At 72.2% G+C, this 15138-nt stretch carries 13 protein-coding genes; 7 read left to right on the top strand and 6 right to left on the bottom strand.

Going from position 1 to position 15138, the window contains the following annotated elements:
* Positions 1 to 5 precede the first annotated feature (5 nt).
* Positions 6 to 1634: an amidohydrolase family protein gene (locus tag ACIRQH_RS28320; RefSeq protein WP_388869544.1), complete on the top strand. Its 1629-nt coding sequence runs from the start codon at positions 6 to 8 to the stop codon at positions 1632 to 1634.
* Positions 1635 to 1652: 18 nt separating this feature from the next.
* Here ACIRQH_RS28320 and ACIRQH_RS28315 read toward each other — a convergent pair whose 3' ends face one another.
* Together ACIRQH_RS28315 and ACIRQH_RS28310 are read right to left on the bottom strand one after the other, a co-directional pair.
* Positions 1653 to 2537, bottom strand: a complete 885-nt coding sequence (locus tag ACIRQH_RS28315) for a serine protease (RefSeq protein WP_388869541.1) — start codon at positions 2535 to 2537, stop codon at positions 1653 to 1655.
* A 135-nt stretch (positions 2538 to 2672) separates the two neighbouring features.
* Entirely contained in the window at positions 2673 to 4427 is a 1755-nt protein-coding gene (locus ACIRQH_RS28310; protein WP_388869538.1) for a P-loop NTPase fold protein, read from the bottom strand.
* Between the two features lie 249 nt (positions 4428 to 4676).
* On the opposite strand from ACIRQH_RS28310, the gene ACIRQH_RS28305 reads away from it, so the two are divergent.
* The 6 genes from ACIRQH_RS28305 to ACIRQH_RS28280 all read left to right on the top strand — a co-directional run bounded on the left by ACIRQH_RS28305 (position 4677) and on the right by ACIRQH_RS28280 (position 11083).
* Complete coding sequence (locus tag ACIRQH_RS28305; RefSeq protein WP_358816619.1) at positions 4677 to 5888, top strand: pyridoxal phosphate-dependent aminotransferase; 1212 nt, start codon at positions 4677 to 4679, stop codon at positions 5886 to 5888.
* 126 nt (positions 5889 to 6014) lie between these two features.
* Positions 6015 to 6434: a hypothetical protein gene (locus ACIRQH_RS28300; protein ID WP_358816618.1), complete on the top strand. Its 420-nt coding sequence runs from the start codon at positions 6015 to 6017 to the stop codon at positions 6432 to 6434.
* Between the two features lie 256 nt (positions 6435 to 6690).
* Positions 6691 to 7764: a hypothetical protein gene (locus ACIRQH_RS28295; RefSeq protein ID WP_404227421.1), complete on the top strand. Its 1074-nt coding sequence runs from the start codon at positions 6691 to 6693 to the stop codon at positions 7762 to 7764.
* Between the two features lie 10 nt (positions 7765 to 7774).
* The gene (locus ACIRQH_RS28290) at positions 7775 to 8947 is read left to right on the top strand and encodes a toxic anion resistance protein (RefSeq protein WP_404227418.1); all 1173 of its coding nucleotides are present in this window, start codon (positions 7775 to 7777) and stop codon (positions 8945 to 8947) included.
* Positions 8944 to 10488 carry a substrate-binding domain-containing protein gene (locus ACIRQH_RS28285; RefSeq protein WP_404227416.1) on the top strand — a complete coding sequence of 515 codons (1545 nt, stop codon included), beginning with the start codon at positions 8944 to 8946 and terminating at the stop codon, positions 10486 to 10488. The genes ACIRQH_RS28290 and ACIRQH_RS28285 overlap by 4 nt, the downstream gene beginning before the upstream one ends.
* On the top strand, positions 10475 to 11083 hold the full coding sequence (locus ACIRQH_RS28280) for a hypothetical protein (RefSeq protein WP_404227413.1): 609 nt from the start codon (positions 10475 to 10477) through the stop codon (positions 11081 to 11083). Before ACIRQH_RS28285 ends, ACIRQH_RS28280 begins: the two co-directional genes overlap by 14 nt.
* 72 nt (positions 11084 to 11155) lie before the next feature.
* Here ACIRQH_RS28280 and ACIRQH_RS28275 read toward each other — a convergent pair whose 3' ends face one another.
* The 4 genes from ACIRQH_RS28275 to ACIRQH_RS28260 are packed head-to-tail and all read right to left on the bottom strand — an operon-like array spanning position 11156 to position 15085.
* Complete coding sequence (locus tag ACIRQH_RS28275) at positions 11156 to 12322, bottom strand: hypothetical protein (protein ID WP_358816613.1); 1167 nt, start codon at positions 12320 to 12322, stop codon at positions 11156 to 11158.
* Entirely contained in the window at positions 12319 to 13125 is an 807-nt protein-coding gene (locus ACIRQH_RS28270; RefSeq protein WP_404227410.1) for a PP2C family serine/threonine-protein phosphatase, read from the bottom strand. The genes ACIRQH_RS28275 and ACIRQH_RS28270 overlap by 4 nt, the downstream gene beginning before the upstream one ends.
* Positions 13126 to 13151: 26 nt before the next feature.
* On the bottom strand, positions 13152 to 13913 hold the full coding sequence (locus ACIRQH_RS28265; protein ID WP_355865405.1) for a hypothetical protein: 762 nt from the start codon (positions 13911 to 13913) through the stop codon (positions 13152 to 13154).
* A 17-nt stretch (positions 13914 to 13930) separates the two neighbouring features.
* Positions 13931 to 15085 carry a hypothetical protein gene (locus tag ACIRQH_RS28260; protein WP_404227407.1) on the bottom strand — a complete coding sequence of 385 codons (1155 nt, stop codon included), beginning with the start codon at positions 15083 to 15085 and terminating at the stop codon, positions 13931 to 13933.
* Between the last annotated feature and the right edge of the window lie 53 nt (positions 15086 to 15138).

Genomic DNA, 15138 nt, shown 5'->3' with positions numbered 1-15138 from the left:
GTTCCATGGATCACGCCGATCTCGTCATCCGGGACGCGGACGTCGCCGACGGCAGCGGCGCTCCCTCCTACCGCGCCGACGTGGCCGTCCGCGGCGGCCGGATCGTCGGCATCGTCAAGGAGGCGGCGGCCGCGGGCTGTCTGCGGCCGCGCGGGACGCGTGAGGTGGACGCGGAGGGGCTCGTGCTCGCCCCCGGCTTCATCGACATGCACGCGCACAGCGACCTCGCGCTGCTGCGGGACCCGGACCACAGCGCGAAGGCCGCCCAGGGCGTGACCCTCGAAGTCATCGGCCAGGACGGTCTGTCGTACGCCCCGGTGGACGACCGGACGCTAGCCGAGGTCCGCCGGGCGATCACCGGGTGGAACGGCTACGGCGAGGACATCGACTTCACCTGGCGCTCCGTCGGCGAGTACCTCGACCGCCTCGACCACGGCTTCGACGGCGAGGGCATCGCGGTGAACGCCGCGTACCTGATCCCCCAGGGCACCGTCCGCATGCTCGCGGTCGGCTGGGACGACCGCGAGGCCACCCCCCAGGAGCTGGACCGGATGCGGCGGCTGGTCGCGGACGGGCTGCGCGAGGGCGCGGTCGGCATGTCCTCCGGGCTGACGTACACCCCCGGGATGTACGCCAAGAACGCCGAACTCACCGCCCTGTGCCGGGTGGTGGCGGAGCACGGCGGCTACTACTGCCCGCACCACCGCTCCTACGGGGCGGGCGCCCTGGAGGCGTACGAGGAGATGGTGGCCCTCACCCGCGAGGCCGGCTGCCCGCTGCATCTCGCCCACGCCACCATGAACTTCGGCGTGAACGAGGGCAAGGCACCCGACCTGCTCGCCCTGCTGGACGGGGCGCTCGCGGACGGCGCGGACATCACCCTCGACACGTATCCGTACACGCCCGGCTGCACCACGCTCGTGGCGATGCTGCCGAGCTGGGCGAGTGAGGGCGGACCGGAGGCGATCCTCGCCCGGCTGCGCGACGACACGACCGCCGAACGCATCCGGCACCACATGGAGGTCGTGGGCGCCGACGGCTGCCACGGGGTCCCCATCGAGTGGCACACCATCGAGATCTCGGGGGTGAGCGACCCGGACCTCGGCGAGTACGTCGGCCGGTCCGTCCAGCACTCCGCCGACCTGCGCGGCGAGGCGCCCTGGGTCACCGCGCGCCGGCTGCTCGTCGAGGACGGGCTCGGCCCGACGATCCTCCAGCACGTCGGCCACGAGGAGAACGTCCGGGCGATCATGCGGCACCCGGTGCACACCGGCGGTTCCGACGGGATCCTGCGCGGCGACAAGCCGCACCCGCGCGCCTACGGCACCTTCCCGCACTATCTCGGCCGGTACGTCAGGGAGTTGGGCATCCTGTCCCTGGAGGAGTGCGTCGCCCACCTCACCGGCCGGCCCGCCGCGCGGCTGCGGCTGCCCGACCGCGGGCTCGTCCGCGAGGGCTACCGCGCCGACCTGGTCCTCTTCGACCCGGCGACGGTGGCGGCGGGGTCGACCTTCGAGGCGCCGCGCACGCTGCCGACCGGCATCCCGCACGTCCTGATCGACGGCCGGTTCGTCGTCGAGGACGGCCGCAGGACGGACGTCCTCGCGGGACGGGCGGTCCGCCGCACGGCGTGACCGCCCGCCACCGCCGCCCTACGGCTTGGGCAGGACGCAGCCGCTCGCGGCCAGGTTGAGCTTGTTGCCGGTCGTGAAGCACGCCGGGATCTGGTACGTCTCCTCGGCGTAGTTGATGCCCTGGCGGACGGTGACGTTGCCGCCCGCGTCGACCTCGCACGGGTTGTTCACCGTGCAGCGCTCGCCGTCCTCGTTGCCGGTGTTGTTGACGGCGACGACCTTGCCGGTGGCCTGGTCGACGACCGGGGAGCCCGAGGTGCCGCCGATGGTGTTGCAGGCGGAGGTGTAACGGAGCGAGTCCTTCCAGGTCCAGTCACCCTCCTTGAGCCGGTACGCGAAGCCGTCGACGTTGCAGTTGTAGAGCCGCTTCCAGTAGCCGGAGGCCACGGTGATGGCCGTACCGGCGGTCGGGTGCGTGTTCTGCACGGTCAGCGCGCTGATGCCGTACGAGTTCTTGATGGTCGCGTAGGTGCTGGTGAGCTGGTAGATCGTGATGTCCGTGTCGGTCATCGTGGAGTACACGACCTTGGCGGCCCGCAGCGTGGCGACCTTCGTGCCGGCCGAGTTGAGCAGGCCGAAGGTCCGGCTGGAGGTCTGGCCGACGATCACCTCACCGGGCTCCGGGAAGCCGGTCTCCAGGCAGTGGCCGTTGGAGAGCACGAGCGCCGGGTCGGTGTCGGCCGAGTTGGGGAAGCGGACGACGGATCCGGAGCAGTTGCTGAGCGCGACGGTCCCGGCGAGGCTGACGGCCTGCAGGGTCGGCGCCGCCTTGGTGTCCGCCGTGACGGCGGAGGCCGAGGTGTGCGCGGGAGCCGACTCGGGCGCGGGTGCCGCGACCGCGGGTGCCGCGCCCGCCCCGGTGATCACCAGGGCGAAGAGTGCGGCGACGAGAGGCTTTCTCATGTGGGGGTCCCCTCTTGCGACGTGGGGCGACCGGAGGTCTTCCAGCCACCTTCTGTTTGTCATGCGCATTGTGAGGGGGGTGGGGCAAGTGAACAAGAAGCGGTTTCCGGCCGGGGATGTCCCGAACAACGCCCTTTACAGAACGGCCTGTTCGTATGCCTCCTCGACGAACCGGAGGAGCAGCTCCGCGCTCGTGGCGACCCGTGCGCCGAGCGCCCGCGCCCGAGTCTCGCGGTTCGGGGTGACCCGGCTGGTGAAGAACACGGCGGGTCCCGGGTACCGCCCGCTCTCCCGCCAGCGGGCCAGATCGGTGAGCCCCGCCGCGCGGTCCGACCCGCGCTGCACGTCGGAGACGAGCAGGTCGATCCGGTCGGCCGCGAAGGCCCGCTCGGCGCCGTCCCGGTCGGTGGCCACCCGCACACGGGCACCCCGCTGCTCCAGCACGTCGACGAACCGGGTGTTGCGCTCGGGGTGGTCGTCGACCCAGAGGACCTCCATCCCGGCGTACGGCCGCCGCGCGGTCCCGGTGCGCGCGGGCTCCGGATCGCCGTCCGGACGGGCCGACGCGAGCTGCGGAACACCCTGCTGCAATCGCCCCACCAGGTCGTCCGCCTCGGCCAGCGCCATCAGCTCCTCGATGAGCCGCCCGAAGTTCGCGTCGAGCGCCAGCTCCGGGAACCCCGTGGGCAGCTGCTCCTCCAGGCCGGCGAGCAGTTCGCTCCAGTCCCCGGCCCCGTCCCGCTCCGGCGCGACCAGGTCGTACGCGCGCAGACAGCTCACCGCGACCGCCCAGTCGCCCTCGACGGGCCGGCCGAACGGCCGGCCGAGCACCCGGCGGGTCGCCCGGTAGCGGAGGAACTCGCGGGCCGCGTGCACATCGGCGCCGTCGCGGGCGAGCAGCACCCGGTAGAAGTCGGGATACAGCTGCTGGAGGAGCAGGACGCGGATCACGGCCTCGGCGCTGAAGGCCTGCCAGACGGGGTTGAGCGCGGACTCCAGGCCGAAGCCGTTGATGAGGCGCTTGATCCGGCGCGGATTGCGGGCGGAGCGCTGGGCGATCAGCTCGGCGAGGTGGTCGCCCAGCAGGTCCTGGATGCCGGAGCGCCGGGCGCAGGCGTCCACGTACGCGCGGACCTCGGACACCGCCGGGACCGGCACCCGGTAGCTGGTCTGGAAGACCTTCTCCATGAAGGCCGATCCGGCCGGGGACAGGTCCCGCAGGAGGCCGCTCGGTCCGAGAGCGGAGCGGTCGCAGCCGATCACGAAGGCGAGCCCCGGCACGTCGAGGTACACCTTCACCGCCTCGCAGACCGCGAGCACGGTCTCCTCGGAGCAGCGGTCGAGGTCGTCGATGAAGACGACGAGCAGGCGCCGGGTGTCGTGGGGCGCGGACGCGGTCCACTCCGCGGTCAGCTCGCGCAGCGCGTCGCGCATGGCGTTGCGCGAGCGGGCGTCGACGGACAGGTCCTGCCAGAGCCGGTCGACTAGGGCAGCGGCCCCGAGCGGCCCGGACAGGACGGTGAGCGCCGCCCGGAACACGCCGACGAGCGCGCGCCGCTCGGAGACGCGCTGCAGGGCGCGGCGCAGCACCCGGCGGTCGAACCGCACGAGGACGGACTTGATCAGCCCTTCCAGCGCGTCGGCGCCGGTGGAGGTCCAGGCGTTGTACCAGACGGTGTGGACGCCCTGCCTGGCCCGCAGCTCCGCGTCCACCAGCCGCATGAGGCTGCTCTTGCCCATGCCCCACCCGGCGTCCACGGCGAGGGTGAAGGGGGTGGCGGCACGCGAGTCGTGCAGCAGCCGGGCGAGTTCGCGGGCGGCCCGGCCTGCGCCCAGCAGATCGTCCCCCGGCCCGGTCACCGGCTCGTCGTTCAACAGCGAGAACTCCATGGCCTGCCTCCCCCGTGCGGCAGGGTCAACCTACTGGGAGGAACGGCCGGCCGGTGTCCTCCCGTCGCCCCGAGGGAGGAACCTCCCCGGCCGGACTTCGCGGCCCCGCGGACCCGGGCGCCCGATGGTGCGACGCGGCGGTCACCAGGGCTTACGGAGCGTCGGGCGGACAAAGCTGTCCGAACCGTCACGTCTCACGTGGTGAAAAACACCCCCCGGTCCTCGTTACGCGGCCGTAAGCTCACGGACATGCAGGTGATCCAGTCCACGAAGCTCGCCAACGTCTGCTACGAGATCCGGGGTCCGGTTCTTGAGGAGGCGATGCGGCTGGAAGCGGCCGGTCACCGCATCCTCAAGCTCAACACGGGCAACCCGGCAGCCTTCGGGTTCGAGTGTCCGCCGGAGATCCTGGAGGACATCCTCCGCAACGTCTCGTCGGCGCACGGCTACGGCGACGCCAAGGGCCTGCTCGCCGCCCGGCGCGCGGTGGTCATGCACAACCAGACCCTCGGCATCGAGACGGACGTCGAGCACGTCTTCATCGGCAACGGCGTCTCCGAGCTGATCGTGATGGCGATGCAGGGCCTGCTGGACGACGGCGACGAGGTCCTCGTACCGGCGCCGGACTACCCGCTGTGGACGGCCGCCGTCTCACTGTCCGGCGGTACGGCCGTGCACTACCGCTGCGACGAGCAGTCCGACTGGATGCCCGACCTCGCGGACGTGGAGCGGAAGGTCACCGACCGCACCAAGGCGATCGTCATCATCAACCCGAACAATCCGACCGGCGCCGTGTACGACGACGCGATGCTGCGGGGGCTCACCGACATCGCCCGCCGCCACAACCTGCTGGTCTGCTCGGACGAGATCTACGACAAGATCCTCTACGACGGCGCCACGCACACCGCGACCGCCAAGATCGCCCCCGACCTCCTCACCCTCACCTTCAACGGCATGTCGAAGGCGTACCGGGTGGCGGGCTACCGCGTCGGCTGGATGTCGATCTCGGGGCCGCGCGGGCACGCGGACTCCTACATCGAGGGCCTGACGATCCTCGCGAACATGCGACTGTGCGCGAACATGCCGGGCCAGCACGGTGTGGTCGCGGCGCTCAGCGGGCGGCAGACGATCAACGAACTGGTGCTGCCGGGCGGACGCCTGAAGGAGCAGCGGGACGTCGCGCACGAACTGCTGACCCAGATCCCGGGCGTGACCTGCGTGAAGCCGAAGGGGGCGCTGTACCTCTTCCCGCGCCTCGACCCCAAGGTGTTCAAGGTCAAGGACGACCGGCAGATGGTCCTCGACCTGCTGCAGCGCGAGAAGATCATGGTGGTTCAGGGGACGGGCTTCAACTGGCCCGAGCCGGACCACTTCCGGGTGGTCACGCTCCCGTCGGTCGGGGACCTGACGGACGCCGTCACGCGGATCGGCAGCTTCCTGGACGGCTACAGCCAGCCGTGACGGAGGGCGGCGGGACGGGCACGGCGTTCACCCTCCGTGCGTGACCCGTCCAGTTCCGCGAACCGGCTCAACTTTAGACGAGATCCAAGCTAGGATGGTTTCCTGTCAGGCACAGGAGGCCATCCCATGTACGAACCGATCCGCACGAAGTCGGTCCACACGGTGGCCGGCACCCCCTCCTCCGACTTTCCCCACCGGTCGCGCGAGGAGGAGCTGGACATCCAGCTCGCCGGTCACCTCGCGGCGCTGCTCGCCGTGACGGACGAGATCCGCACGGTGGCGCCGTCCGCGGATCTCGACACCGCCGCCGAGCGACTGGCCGGTCAGGTGACCCGCCTGCGCGGCGGCTCCACGCCGGTCCGCGCCCCGGCCGGCGCCGTCGGCGAGGCCCGGCTCGTGACCCTGCACCGGCGTGCCCACGACCTCGCGGGCCGCGCCCTCGTCGTGGCGGCCTCCCGCGCCGACACGTCCGCGGCGATCCTGTCCGCGGAGCGCATGGACGCGCACGCCGCGGCCACCGGGGCCCGCGAGCTCGCCGCCCGCTGAGCCCCGCGCCACCGGGCCCGGGGCCCCTTGATCGGCCTCGGTCCGCGCGCTCCCGCAGCGACGCGCGGACCGGGTGCCATGAATATCGCGCCCCGTGAGACGGCACGCGTCACGCGTCCACCGTCCGCCCGCCACGGCACCCCGCGCACCCCAGGAGCGGCAGCTTCCCCTCCGGTTGCGTACCGGGACCCGGTCGTCACCCCGCGTTCACCCTCCGAGACGGGGAACGTTGGATTCCGAGGTGCACTCTCCAGGCGTGAGACGTATCGCAGGCATCGTCCTGGCGGTCCTGTTGATCGGCGGAGTGGCAGCAGCCGTCGTCGCGGGCCGCAATGGTCAGGACAAGGGCACGGCAACGAAGACCGTGCAAGGTGTGATCGGTTCGGAGAAGGCGGAGTTCTTCGCCGACCCCGACGTGGTGAAGGCCCTCGCTGCCAAGGGCTACACCGTGAAGACGGAGACCTCCGGGTCCTGGGCCATGGAAGGCCTGGACCTGAAGGGGTACGACTTCGCCTTCCCCTCCAGCCAGGCGCCGGCCGACGAGCTCGCGGACAAGTACCACGTCCGCCAGCCGCTCCCCCGGCCCTTCTACTCGCCCCTCGTCGTGGTGGCACACCGCAGCGCGGCCCAGGTCCTCGCCGCCAACGGACTGGCCACCCTCGACAAGAACACCGGCACGCTGAAGCTGGCCGCCTATCTGGACGCGGCCCGGCACGACCGGACCTGGCAGCAGCTCAAGGGCACCTCGGCGCACGGTGAACTGACCGGCACGTTGTTCATCGCCAGCACCGACCCGGAGACCTCCAACTCCGGCGCCCTCTACCTCGCCGCCGCGTCCTATGTCGCCAACGGCGGGAACGTCGTCGCCGACGACGCCGCGGTCGGCCGGACCGCACCCCTGATGCACCGGCTCATCAGCGTCCAGGGCGCCCAGCAGTCCAGCACCGACGCCGAGTTCCGGGACTTCGTCAGCGGCGTCGGCAACCCCCTCGTCCTGGTCTACGAATCCCAGGTCGCGGCCCTGCTCGCCGAGGGCCAGGACACGGGCGACCTCACCGTGCTCTACCCGGACACCACCGCCAACAGCGACCACACGGTCGTACCGCTCACGCCCGAGGGCCGGGCACTCGGTGAACTCCTCGGCACGGACCCGACGTTGCGCCGGCTCGCCGTGCGGCACGGCTTCCGGCCGCAGGGCGCGACCGCCGAGTTCACGGCGGCGACCGCCGCCCGCACCACCTATCTCAACCAGAAGCTGACCGGCGTCCGGCAGGCGCCCGTGCCCGCCTCCAAGGTGCTGCACGAGATGGCGCGCCGCGCCGGAAACTAGGGGGAAGCACATGACCACCGAAGACACGTTCACGCTCACGCCGCCCGAGGCCGTGACGGCCGTGCCGCGCGAGAAGGCCGGCGGGCTCGTGCCCGTCGAGGCCGCCGTGCGGGACGAGATGGCCCGGCGCGCCGCGGAGTACATCGACGGACTCGCCCTCCTGGACGCCCGCTCGCCCGAGTTCGCCGGCAAGGTCGGCGAGATCGCGGGCCTGGGCACCAGCGAGATGCGCGGCGCCGCCGCCCAGTCCAACCGCATGCTGGAGCGGACCATCCGCAGCCTGCCCTCCCAGGGCGAGGACGCCCAGTCGCACGTGGCGGGCTCGCTCGTCGAACTCCGCCGCGTGGTCGAGGACCTGGACCCGCGCGACCTGTCCGCGAGCAAGGGCCGCAAGTTCCTCTCCAGGCTCCCCGGCGGCAACCGGCTGCGCGACCATGTCGCCAAGTACGCCTCCGCCCAGGGAACGTTGAACAAGATCGTGGGTTCGCTGCGCGGCGGCCAGGACGAACTGCGCAGGGACAACGCGGCACTTCAGACCGAGCGCGTCCGGCTCTGGGAGACGATGGGCAAACTCCAGGAGTACGTCGTGCTCGCCCAGGCCTTGGACGGCGCGGTCGAGGAGCACATCGCGGGCGTCGACACCACCGACCCGGCGCAGGCCGACACCCTCCGCTCCGACATCCTCTTCCCCGCCCGGCAGAAGCAGCAGGACCTGCTCACCCAGCTCGCCGTCTGCGCGCAGGGCTATCTCGCGATGGACGTGGTCCGGCGCAACAACGAGGAACTCATCAAGGGCGTCGACCGCGCGGCCACCACCACCGTCTCCGCGCTGCGCATCTCGGTGATGCTCGCCTCCGCGCTGGACAACCAGCGCAAGGTCGTCGACCAGGTCAACGCCCTGCGCGGCACCACCGAGGACCTGATCCGCGGCAACGCCGAGATGCTCTCCACCCAGAGCGGCGAGATCCAGCGCATCGCCGCCGACCCGGCCGTCGGCGCGGAGACCCTGCGCAACGCCTTCCAGCAGATCTACCGCACCCTCGACGCCATCGACACGTACAAGGTCCAGGCGACCGAGACGATGGCCGCGACGGTGGAGTCCCTCACCTCCGAACTCCAGCACGCCGGCCACTACCTGGAGCGCAGCCGCACCCAGGGTGCGCTGGAGGGCGGGCTCGGATGAGACGCCTGCGACAGGCGGCCTGCGCGGCCGTGGCGCTGCTCGCCGTCAGCGCGTGCACGGCCCGGGCAGAGGGGAAGTCCGGGGACGACAGCGCCACCGAGCCCGGCACCCTGCGGATCCTCACCTCCAGCGAACTCAGCGACATGAAGCCGGTCCTCGACCGGATCAGGCAGGACACCGGCATCACGGTCAAGCCCACCTACATGGGCACGCTCGCCGCCGTGGACCTGCTCGCACGCGGCACGGCGGACGACGCGTACGACGCCCTGTGGCTCTCCTCCGACGACTATCTGCACCTGCGCCCGGAGGCCGCGAAGAAGGTCGTCTCCGAGACGCCGGTCATGTCGAGCCCGGTGGCGATCGGGGTCGAGCCGGCCACCCTGAGCGCGCTCGGCTGGAAGGCCGACGACGTGACCTGGTCCCAGGTGGAGAAGGCCGTGGCGGAGGGGAGGCTGACGTACGGCATGACCGATCCGGCACGCTCCAACTCGGGCTTCTCCACGCTGATCTCGGTGGCCTCCGGACTCTCCGGCGCCCAGTCTGCCCTCACCGACGCCGACGTGGACAAGGCGACGCCCCGGCTGCGGGAGTTCTTCAAGGGACAGAAGCTGACGTCGGGTTCGTCCGGCTGGCTGGCCACCGCCTACGAGCGCCGCGGCACGGTGGACGCGCTGCTCAACTACGAGTCCGTCCTCAAGGGCGTGAAGGGCCTGACGGTCATCCGCCCGCGGGACGGAGTGGTGACCGCCGACTACCCGCTCTCCTCCCTCGCCGCGTCCTCCAAGGACACCCGCGAGACCGTCCGGCGTCTCGCCGAAGCGCTGCGCGCACCGGACAGCCAGCGACGGATCACCGAGACGACCCACCGCCGCCCGGTCGTCGCCTCCGTCGCCCCGGCCGCGGGACTCGACACCGGACGCCGGCGCGAACTCCCCTTCCCCGGCAGCCGGTCCGTCGCCGACAAGCTCCTCGACGCCTACGAGAACAAGCTCCGGCGGCCGTCCAGGACCGTATACGTCCTGGACACCTCGGGCTCCATGGACGGCGACCGGCTCGACCGGCTGAAGGAGGCGCTCGGCGATCTGACCGGCGACTTCCGCGACCGCGAGGAGGTGACGCTGATGCCGTTCGGATCGGACGTCAAGAGCGTCCGCACGCACCTCGTGCGGCCCGAGGACCCGAAGGCCGGACTCGACGCCATCCGCGCGGACACGCGCTCGCTGAACGCCGACGGCGACACCGCGATCTACACGTCGCTGGAGAAGGCGTACGAGCATCTCGGCGCCGACGACGACACGTTCACCTCGGTCGTGCTGATGACGGACGGCGAGAACACCCGGGGCGCGAGCCCGTCCGACTTCGACGCCTTCTACGACCGGCTGCCGGACGGACAGCGGCAGATCCCCGTCTTCCCGATCCTCTTCGGCGACTCCGACCGCGGCGAGCTCCAGCACATCGCCGACCTGACCGGCGGCCGTCTCTTCGACGCCCGGAAGGGCTCGCTCGACGGCGCCTTCGAGGAGATCCGTGGCTACCAATAGGCTCGTCGGCTTCCTGGAGTCCCGCAAGAACCTCACCGGCAGCGCGTGCGGGATCGCCGGGGTCGCCCTGACCTTCGCCGGGATCGCCGGTCCGTACTGGCCGGTGGTCGTCGCGGGCCTGTACGGCGCGGGCGCGCTGATCGCTCCGCCGGAGCGCCCGGCCATCCCCGACTTCCCCGATCCCTCCGCTCAACTGGAGGCGCTGAGAGGCGATTTCGGCACGCTGCGGGAGTATCTCGACGGGGTGGAGCTGCCGCCCGCGGCGGCCGGCCGGCTCACGGAGCTGACCGAGGTGCTCACCGCGCTGCTCGACCCCGGCTGGGTCGCCGAGGTCCTCGCGCAGGACCCGGAGGGTGTGCACGCCCTGTCGCGCGCCGTGCGGCAGGACATCCCCGAGGCGGTCGACACCTTCGTCCGCACCCGGTGGTGGACCCGGCTGGCCCCCGGCACCGAGCCGCCGGAGCGCCACCTGGAGCGCCAGCTCACCGCCTTGCAGGAGGAGGCCGACCGGCTCGCGGCGGCGCTGCGCGAGACCGAGGCCCGGCGCCAGGAGTCGCACACCCGCTATCTGGAGGAGCGCGGCCGCTCGCAGTGACGCCGTTCCGCTCGACCGCCCCCGGGTGAGCACCGCCCGTGACCCGCCGCCGGTGCTCACGGGCCCGGCGCGTCAGGCGTTCGCCGCGATGACCACCAGGATCAGGACCACCGCGATCAGCAGCGCCACCTTGAGTGCCTTGGCCCACGGTTCGCCCGGTGTCGGCGGCCGGGACGGCGGATCCGGCACCGGGGCCGGAACCGGCGCGGGGACGTTGAACACGTCGTGCCGGGTCAGCGCCGCCCGCGCGCACCACGGGCACGAGGTCAGATGCGAGCCGTACGCGTGCAGCGGACGGTGCGGGCAGCGGCGTACGAGGGCGCGCTCCTTGTCCAGCGCGCGCAGCCAGGCCTCCGCCGGGGGCCGCGCGGCGGGCTCGTGGACCCCCGGGCCGAAGGCGGCGAGGGCCAGGGTGAGGAGTTCGGGCGGCAGCACGGAGGGGTCGATGGTGCCGCGCGGGATGACGACCCGCTCCGGCCGGACGACGTAGGAGCAGCTGGCGGCGATGTTGTCCTTGACGGTCGACTCGGAGGCGCTCTCGTGCGGGACGCCGCCGAAGGGATGGTTGCCCGCGGTCAGCAGCTGGTAGACGAGGACGGCGAGGGCGAAGTCGTCGGTGGCGCGGGTCGCGGGGCCGCCGGCCTGCCGTTCCGGTGACGAGTAGTCGGCGGTGTGCATCAGGCAGGGGAAGAGCTCCCCGGTCACCGGGTCGTTGAAGGCGATGGAGTCGCAGTCGAGGAAGGTGACGAAGCCGTTGGCGTCGACGACGACGTTGCTGCTGGAGAAGTCGCCGATGACGAGGTTGTCGTAGTGCATGCGGGCGGTCATGAAGGCGAGGTTCCAGGCGACGCCGAGCAGGAACCGCCAGTCCGCCCGGTCGGTGAACAGCTTGAGGCGCTGGGCGCGGGTGAACAGGCCGATGAGCTGGACGTGCCCCGGTTCGCCGAAGCGGTGCATGGCGTAGCCGAGGAACTCGCCCTGCGGACCGCGGGCGAGGGCGGTCGGCCAGGCCAGTTCGGGGGGCTGCGAGGCGTCGGTGGGGCGCGCCGCGAGCGGGGACATGGTCAGCATCCGGGTCAGGCGCCGTTCCTGCTCGGGGCCCGGGGGTTCCCGGTACAGCTTGACGACGGTGGTGTCGTCGCCGACGACGGGGTAGACGGCCGCCTGGCCGCCGCCCTTGAGGGGCAGTTCGGCGAGGAGGACGGGCTCGCCGTCGAGGTACACGGTGAGGCCGCTCACGGCCGCGCCTTGAGGACGGCCCGCAGCAGGGTCTTGTCGTCGGCGTTCAGGGCGGTGAGCCGGTCGGAGCGGAGCAGGGTCGCGAGGCCCTCGTGGGCGCTGTCGGTGACGTCTCCGGGCACGTCGAGGGAGCGGAGGACGGCCTCGGCGAACGAGGGGTTCGGGGACGGCGCGCCGCTCGCCGAGCGGTTGAGCGCGGCCTGCGCGAGACCGTCGGTGGAGAGCAGCACGCCGTCGATGCCCTCGTCGGACACGCAGTCGGTGTGCACCCAGCGGGCGGCGTCCGGCGAGGTGAGGAAGACCGTCTCGTTGCTGTACTCGCCGGCCGGTGGCGGCTGGGGCAGCAGGTGGAACTGCCGCTCCCCGTCCTCCGTACCGGCCCGCAGGACGACGAATCCGTCGCCCACGCTCAGATGGCCGAGCCAGCCCCGGGCGAGGACGACCACGGTGAGCGTGGTCGCGAAGTCCGCCGCGGCGGCGCCCGTCCGGTCCAGGAACACCTTGCTGACGTCGTAAAAGGCCTCCTCCAGGAGGGCGTGCACGGCCTCGCCGGGGCGGCGGTCGGCGGCGGCCCCCGCCCTGCGCGCGAAGTGTTCGGCGGCCAGCTCGACGGCGAGCCGCGAGCCCTCCTCCGAACGCGGTCTGCTGCCCGCTCCGTCCGCGACCGCGAGGACGGCGACGGACGCGGTCACCGCGGACGTGCAGGCGTCCTGGCAGGGCAGTCCCTGGCGGCGGTGGCGGTAGCCCTCGACGCTCATGCCGTGGATCCGCCACGGCGTCTCGTGCTCGTCGGCTCCGGTCATCGGTCAGGTGTCCCGTCCGGTCATCGTCACGACTCCCAGGCCGGGCGCTGTGTCTTGAACTGGCTGAAGATCTTCTCGAAGACCTCGTCGCCCGCGCCCTTCTGCTCGGCGCCCGCACTCGCGGACATCATCTGGAGCAGTTCGCGGAACGGGAACCCCTGGAGGCGGGCGTTGAACTTCGGCGCGAACGCCTGGAGCACCTGCTCGCCGCGGTCGGTGATCCCGCCGACGCCGATCGCGTACAGCCGGAAGCGGCGGGCGCGCTGTTCCTCGGCGAGGACCGGGATCAACCGGTGCCAGGAGTCGGAGAGATGACCCGTGGCGTCGGTCGGCAGCCCGTCGGTGACGAGGCAGATCTGCGGCCGGTAGTACTGGAGTCCCGAGGCGCGCAACTCGGCCTTGCGGGCGGCGACGATGTGCATGGACAGGTCGAGCGCCTCGGTCATCAGGGTGACGCCGGCGGCGACGAGCTGCGGCGGCTGGAACATGTGGGCGGCCACGAAGGGGCTCACCGGGACGCCCGGTGCGAGGAGTTGGGGACCGCGCCAGGCCGCGACGCCCTGGCCGCCGAAGGTGACGACGGCGACCTCGACGCTGTAGCTGAGGCTGACGTCGTCGTGCAGTTCACGGGTCCACTCCATGAGCGCGTTGTTGAGCGTCTGGATGGGCCGGCCCGCCATGGAGCTGGACGTGTCGAGGCACAGGACGAGCGGCAGCCGCTGCGCGTTGTTCTCGAACTCGATGTCGGCGTACTCCGCCGGCAGGGTGGGCGGGTATTCGCTGTGCATGGAGGTCTCTCCTGGTCTCAGGGCCGGGCGGCCCGGGCGTGCCGTCCGGTGGTGGGCGGGAACGCGTACAGGACGTCGGAGTCCTGCTCCCGCGCGTCGGTGACGTCGACGAGCGCGCCGGGAGCGGGGGGCGGGCGGCCTGGTTCGGCCCACACCGCCCGGTACAGCACGTGGTCGAGCTCGACATAGCCCTGCGGGTGCAGTTCGGTGCGGACGACGGCGGAGCGGGCGGGGCCCGGTACGTTGCCGACCCGCCGGTAGCGGTGGGCGGGCGCGCCGACCCGCAGGCGGGTGGTGCTCTCGTCCCGGGCCCGGCCGCGGGTGGTGCGCACGTCCGGGGTCCGGATGCGGGTGGTGCTCTCGTCGGCGGCCAAGGGAGGGGGCGACGCGGCGGCGGCCGGTACGGCTCCGAGGCCGGGGGTGGCGAGCGCGCGCCGGGACAGGGTGCCGACCGCGTGGGAGGAGCGGCGCACCAGGAAGAGGAGGGCGCCGAGGAGGACGACGAGCACGGCGCACAGGACGGCGAGGATCCGGGTGGTGGTGTCGGAGCCGGAACCGCCCCCGGAACCGGAGCCGCCGCCGTTCCTGCCGTTCTGCGCGCCCTGCTTGCCCTTGGCCGTCCCGGTGGTGCGGGACGGGGTGGCGCCCGGCGGCTCGGTGGAGTCCGCGACGGCGTACGTGTGGCGGGTCAGGTCGGCGGCCTGGTCCTGGGCGATGAACGCGGCGCCGCTCAGGGAGCCCTTGGCGAGCAGGGCACACGGGTCCTTGGCGTTCTCGGGGTGGCAGGCCCGCAGGTCGGCCAGTTCGGCCACGGCGCCGGGGGTGAGCCGGTCGATCGTGGCGTCCTTCGCGACGAGACGGGTCCTCCGGTCGGCCAGCAGGAGGAGCGCGGTTCCGCCCGGTCCGGTGCGGCCGCCCGCCGGGACCTCGACGACGAGGTTCTCCCGGCCGTCCCACAGCGTGCGTTCGACGTCCTTGCGGTCATCCGCGCTGCCGTCGAAGGCAACGGCCCGGTCGAGGGTGACGTGGACCGTCCCCTCGTCGATCCACCGGGACCAGCACCGCAGTCGTTGGCCGAGATCCGTGCCGCACGTCGCTCCGGCCGCCGACACCGCCGGAGCGAGAACGGCCAGCAGTCCGGAGAGCGCGATGACCGAGAAAGAACGCCGCATGGGCAACCCCCCGTGGCCTAAAGGCACACCCCCGTGGCCCTGAAAGGCACGTG

Origin of the sequence: Streptomyces sp. NPDC102279 (genome assembly GCF_044766365.1) — a bacterium.
Lineage (GTDB): Bacteria > Actinomycetota > Actinomycetes > Streptomycetales > Streptomycetaceae > Streptomyces.
This window is presented reverse-complemented; position numbering and strand designations above follow the sequence as displayed.

Excerpts from the sequence above, each read along its gene's own strand:
- ACIRQH_RS28260 (WP_404227407.1), bottom strand. The coding sequence starts at position 15,085 with ATGCGGCGTTCTTTCTCGGTCATCGCGCTCTCCGGACTGCTGGCCGTT.
- ACIRQH_RS28290 (WP_404227418.1), top strand. The coding sequence starts at position 7,775 with ATGACCACCGAAGACACGTTCACGCTCACGCCGCCCGAGGCCGTGACG.
- ACIRQH_RS28270 (WP_404227410.1), bottom strand. The coding sequence starts at position 13,125 with ATGACCGGAGCCGACGAGCACGAGACGCCGTGGCGGATCCACGGCATG.
- ACIRQH_RS28300 (WP_358816618.1), top strand. The coding sequence starts at position 6,015 with ATGTACGAACCGATCCGCACGAAGTCGGTCCACACGGTGGCCGGCACC.
- ACIRQH_RS28285 (WP_404227416.1), top strand. The coding sequence starts at position 8,944 with ATGAGACGCCTGCGACAGGCGGCCTGCGCGGCCGTGGCGCTGCTCGCC.
- ACIRQH_RS28265 (WP_355865405.1), bottom strand. The coding sequence starts at position 13,913 with ATGCACAGCGAATACCCGCCCACCCTGCCGGCGGAGTACGCCGACATC.
- ACIRQH_RS28315 (WP_388869541.1), bottom strand. The coding sequence starts at position 2,537 with ATGAGAAAGCCTCTCGTCGCCGCACTCTTCGCCCTGGTGATCACCGGG.
- ACIRQH_RS28320 (WP_388869544.1), top strand. The coding sequence starts at position 6 with ATGGATCACGCCGATCTCGTCATCCGGGACGCGGACGTCGCCGACGGC.
- ACIRQH_RS28310 (WP_388869538.1), bottom strand. The coding sequence starts at position 4,427 with ATGGAGTTCTCGCTGTTGAACGACGAGCCGGTGACCGGGCCGGGGGAC.
- ACIRQH_RS28305 (WP_358816619.1), top strand. The coding sequence starts at position 4,677 with ATGCAGGTGATCCAGTCCACGAAGCTCGCCAACGTCTGCTACGAGATC.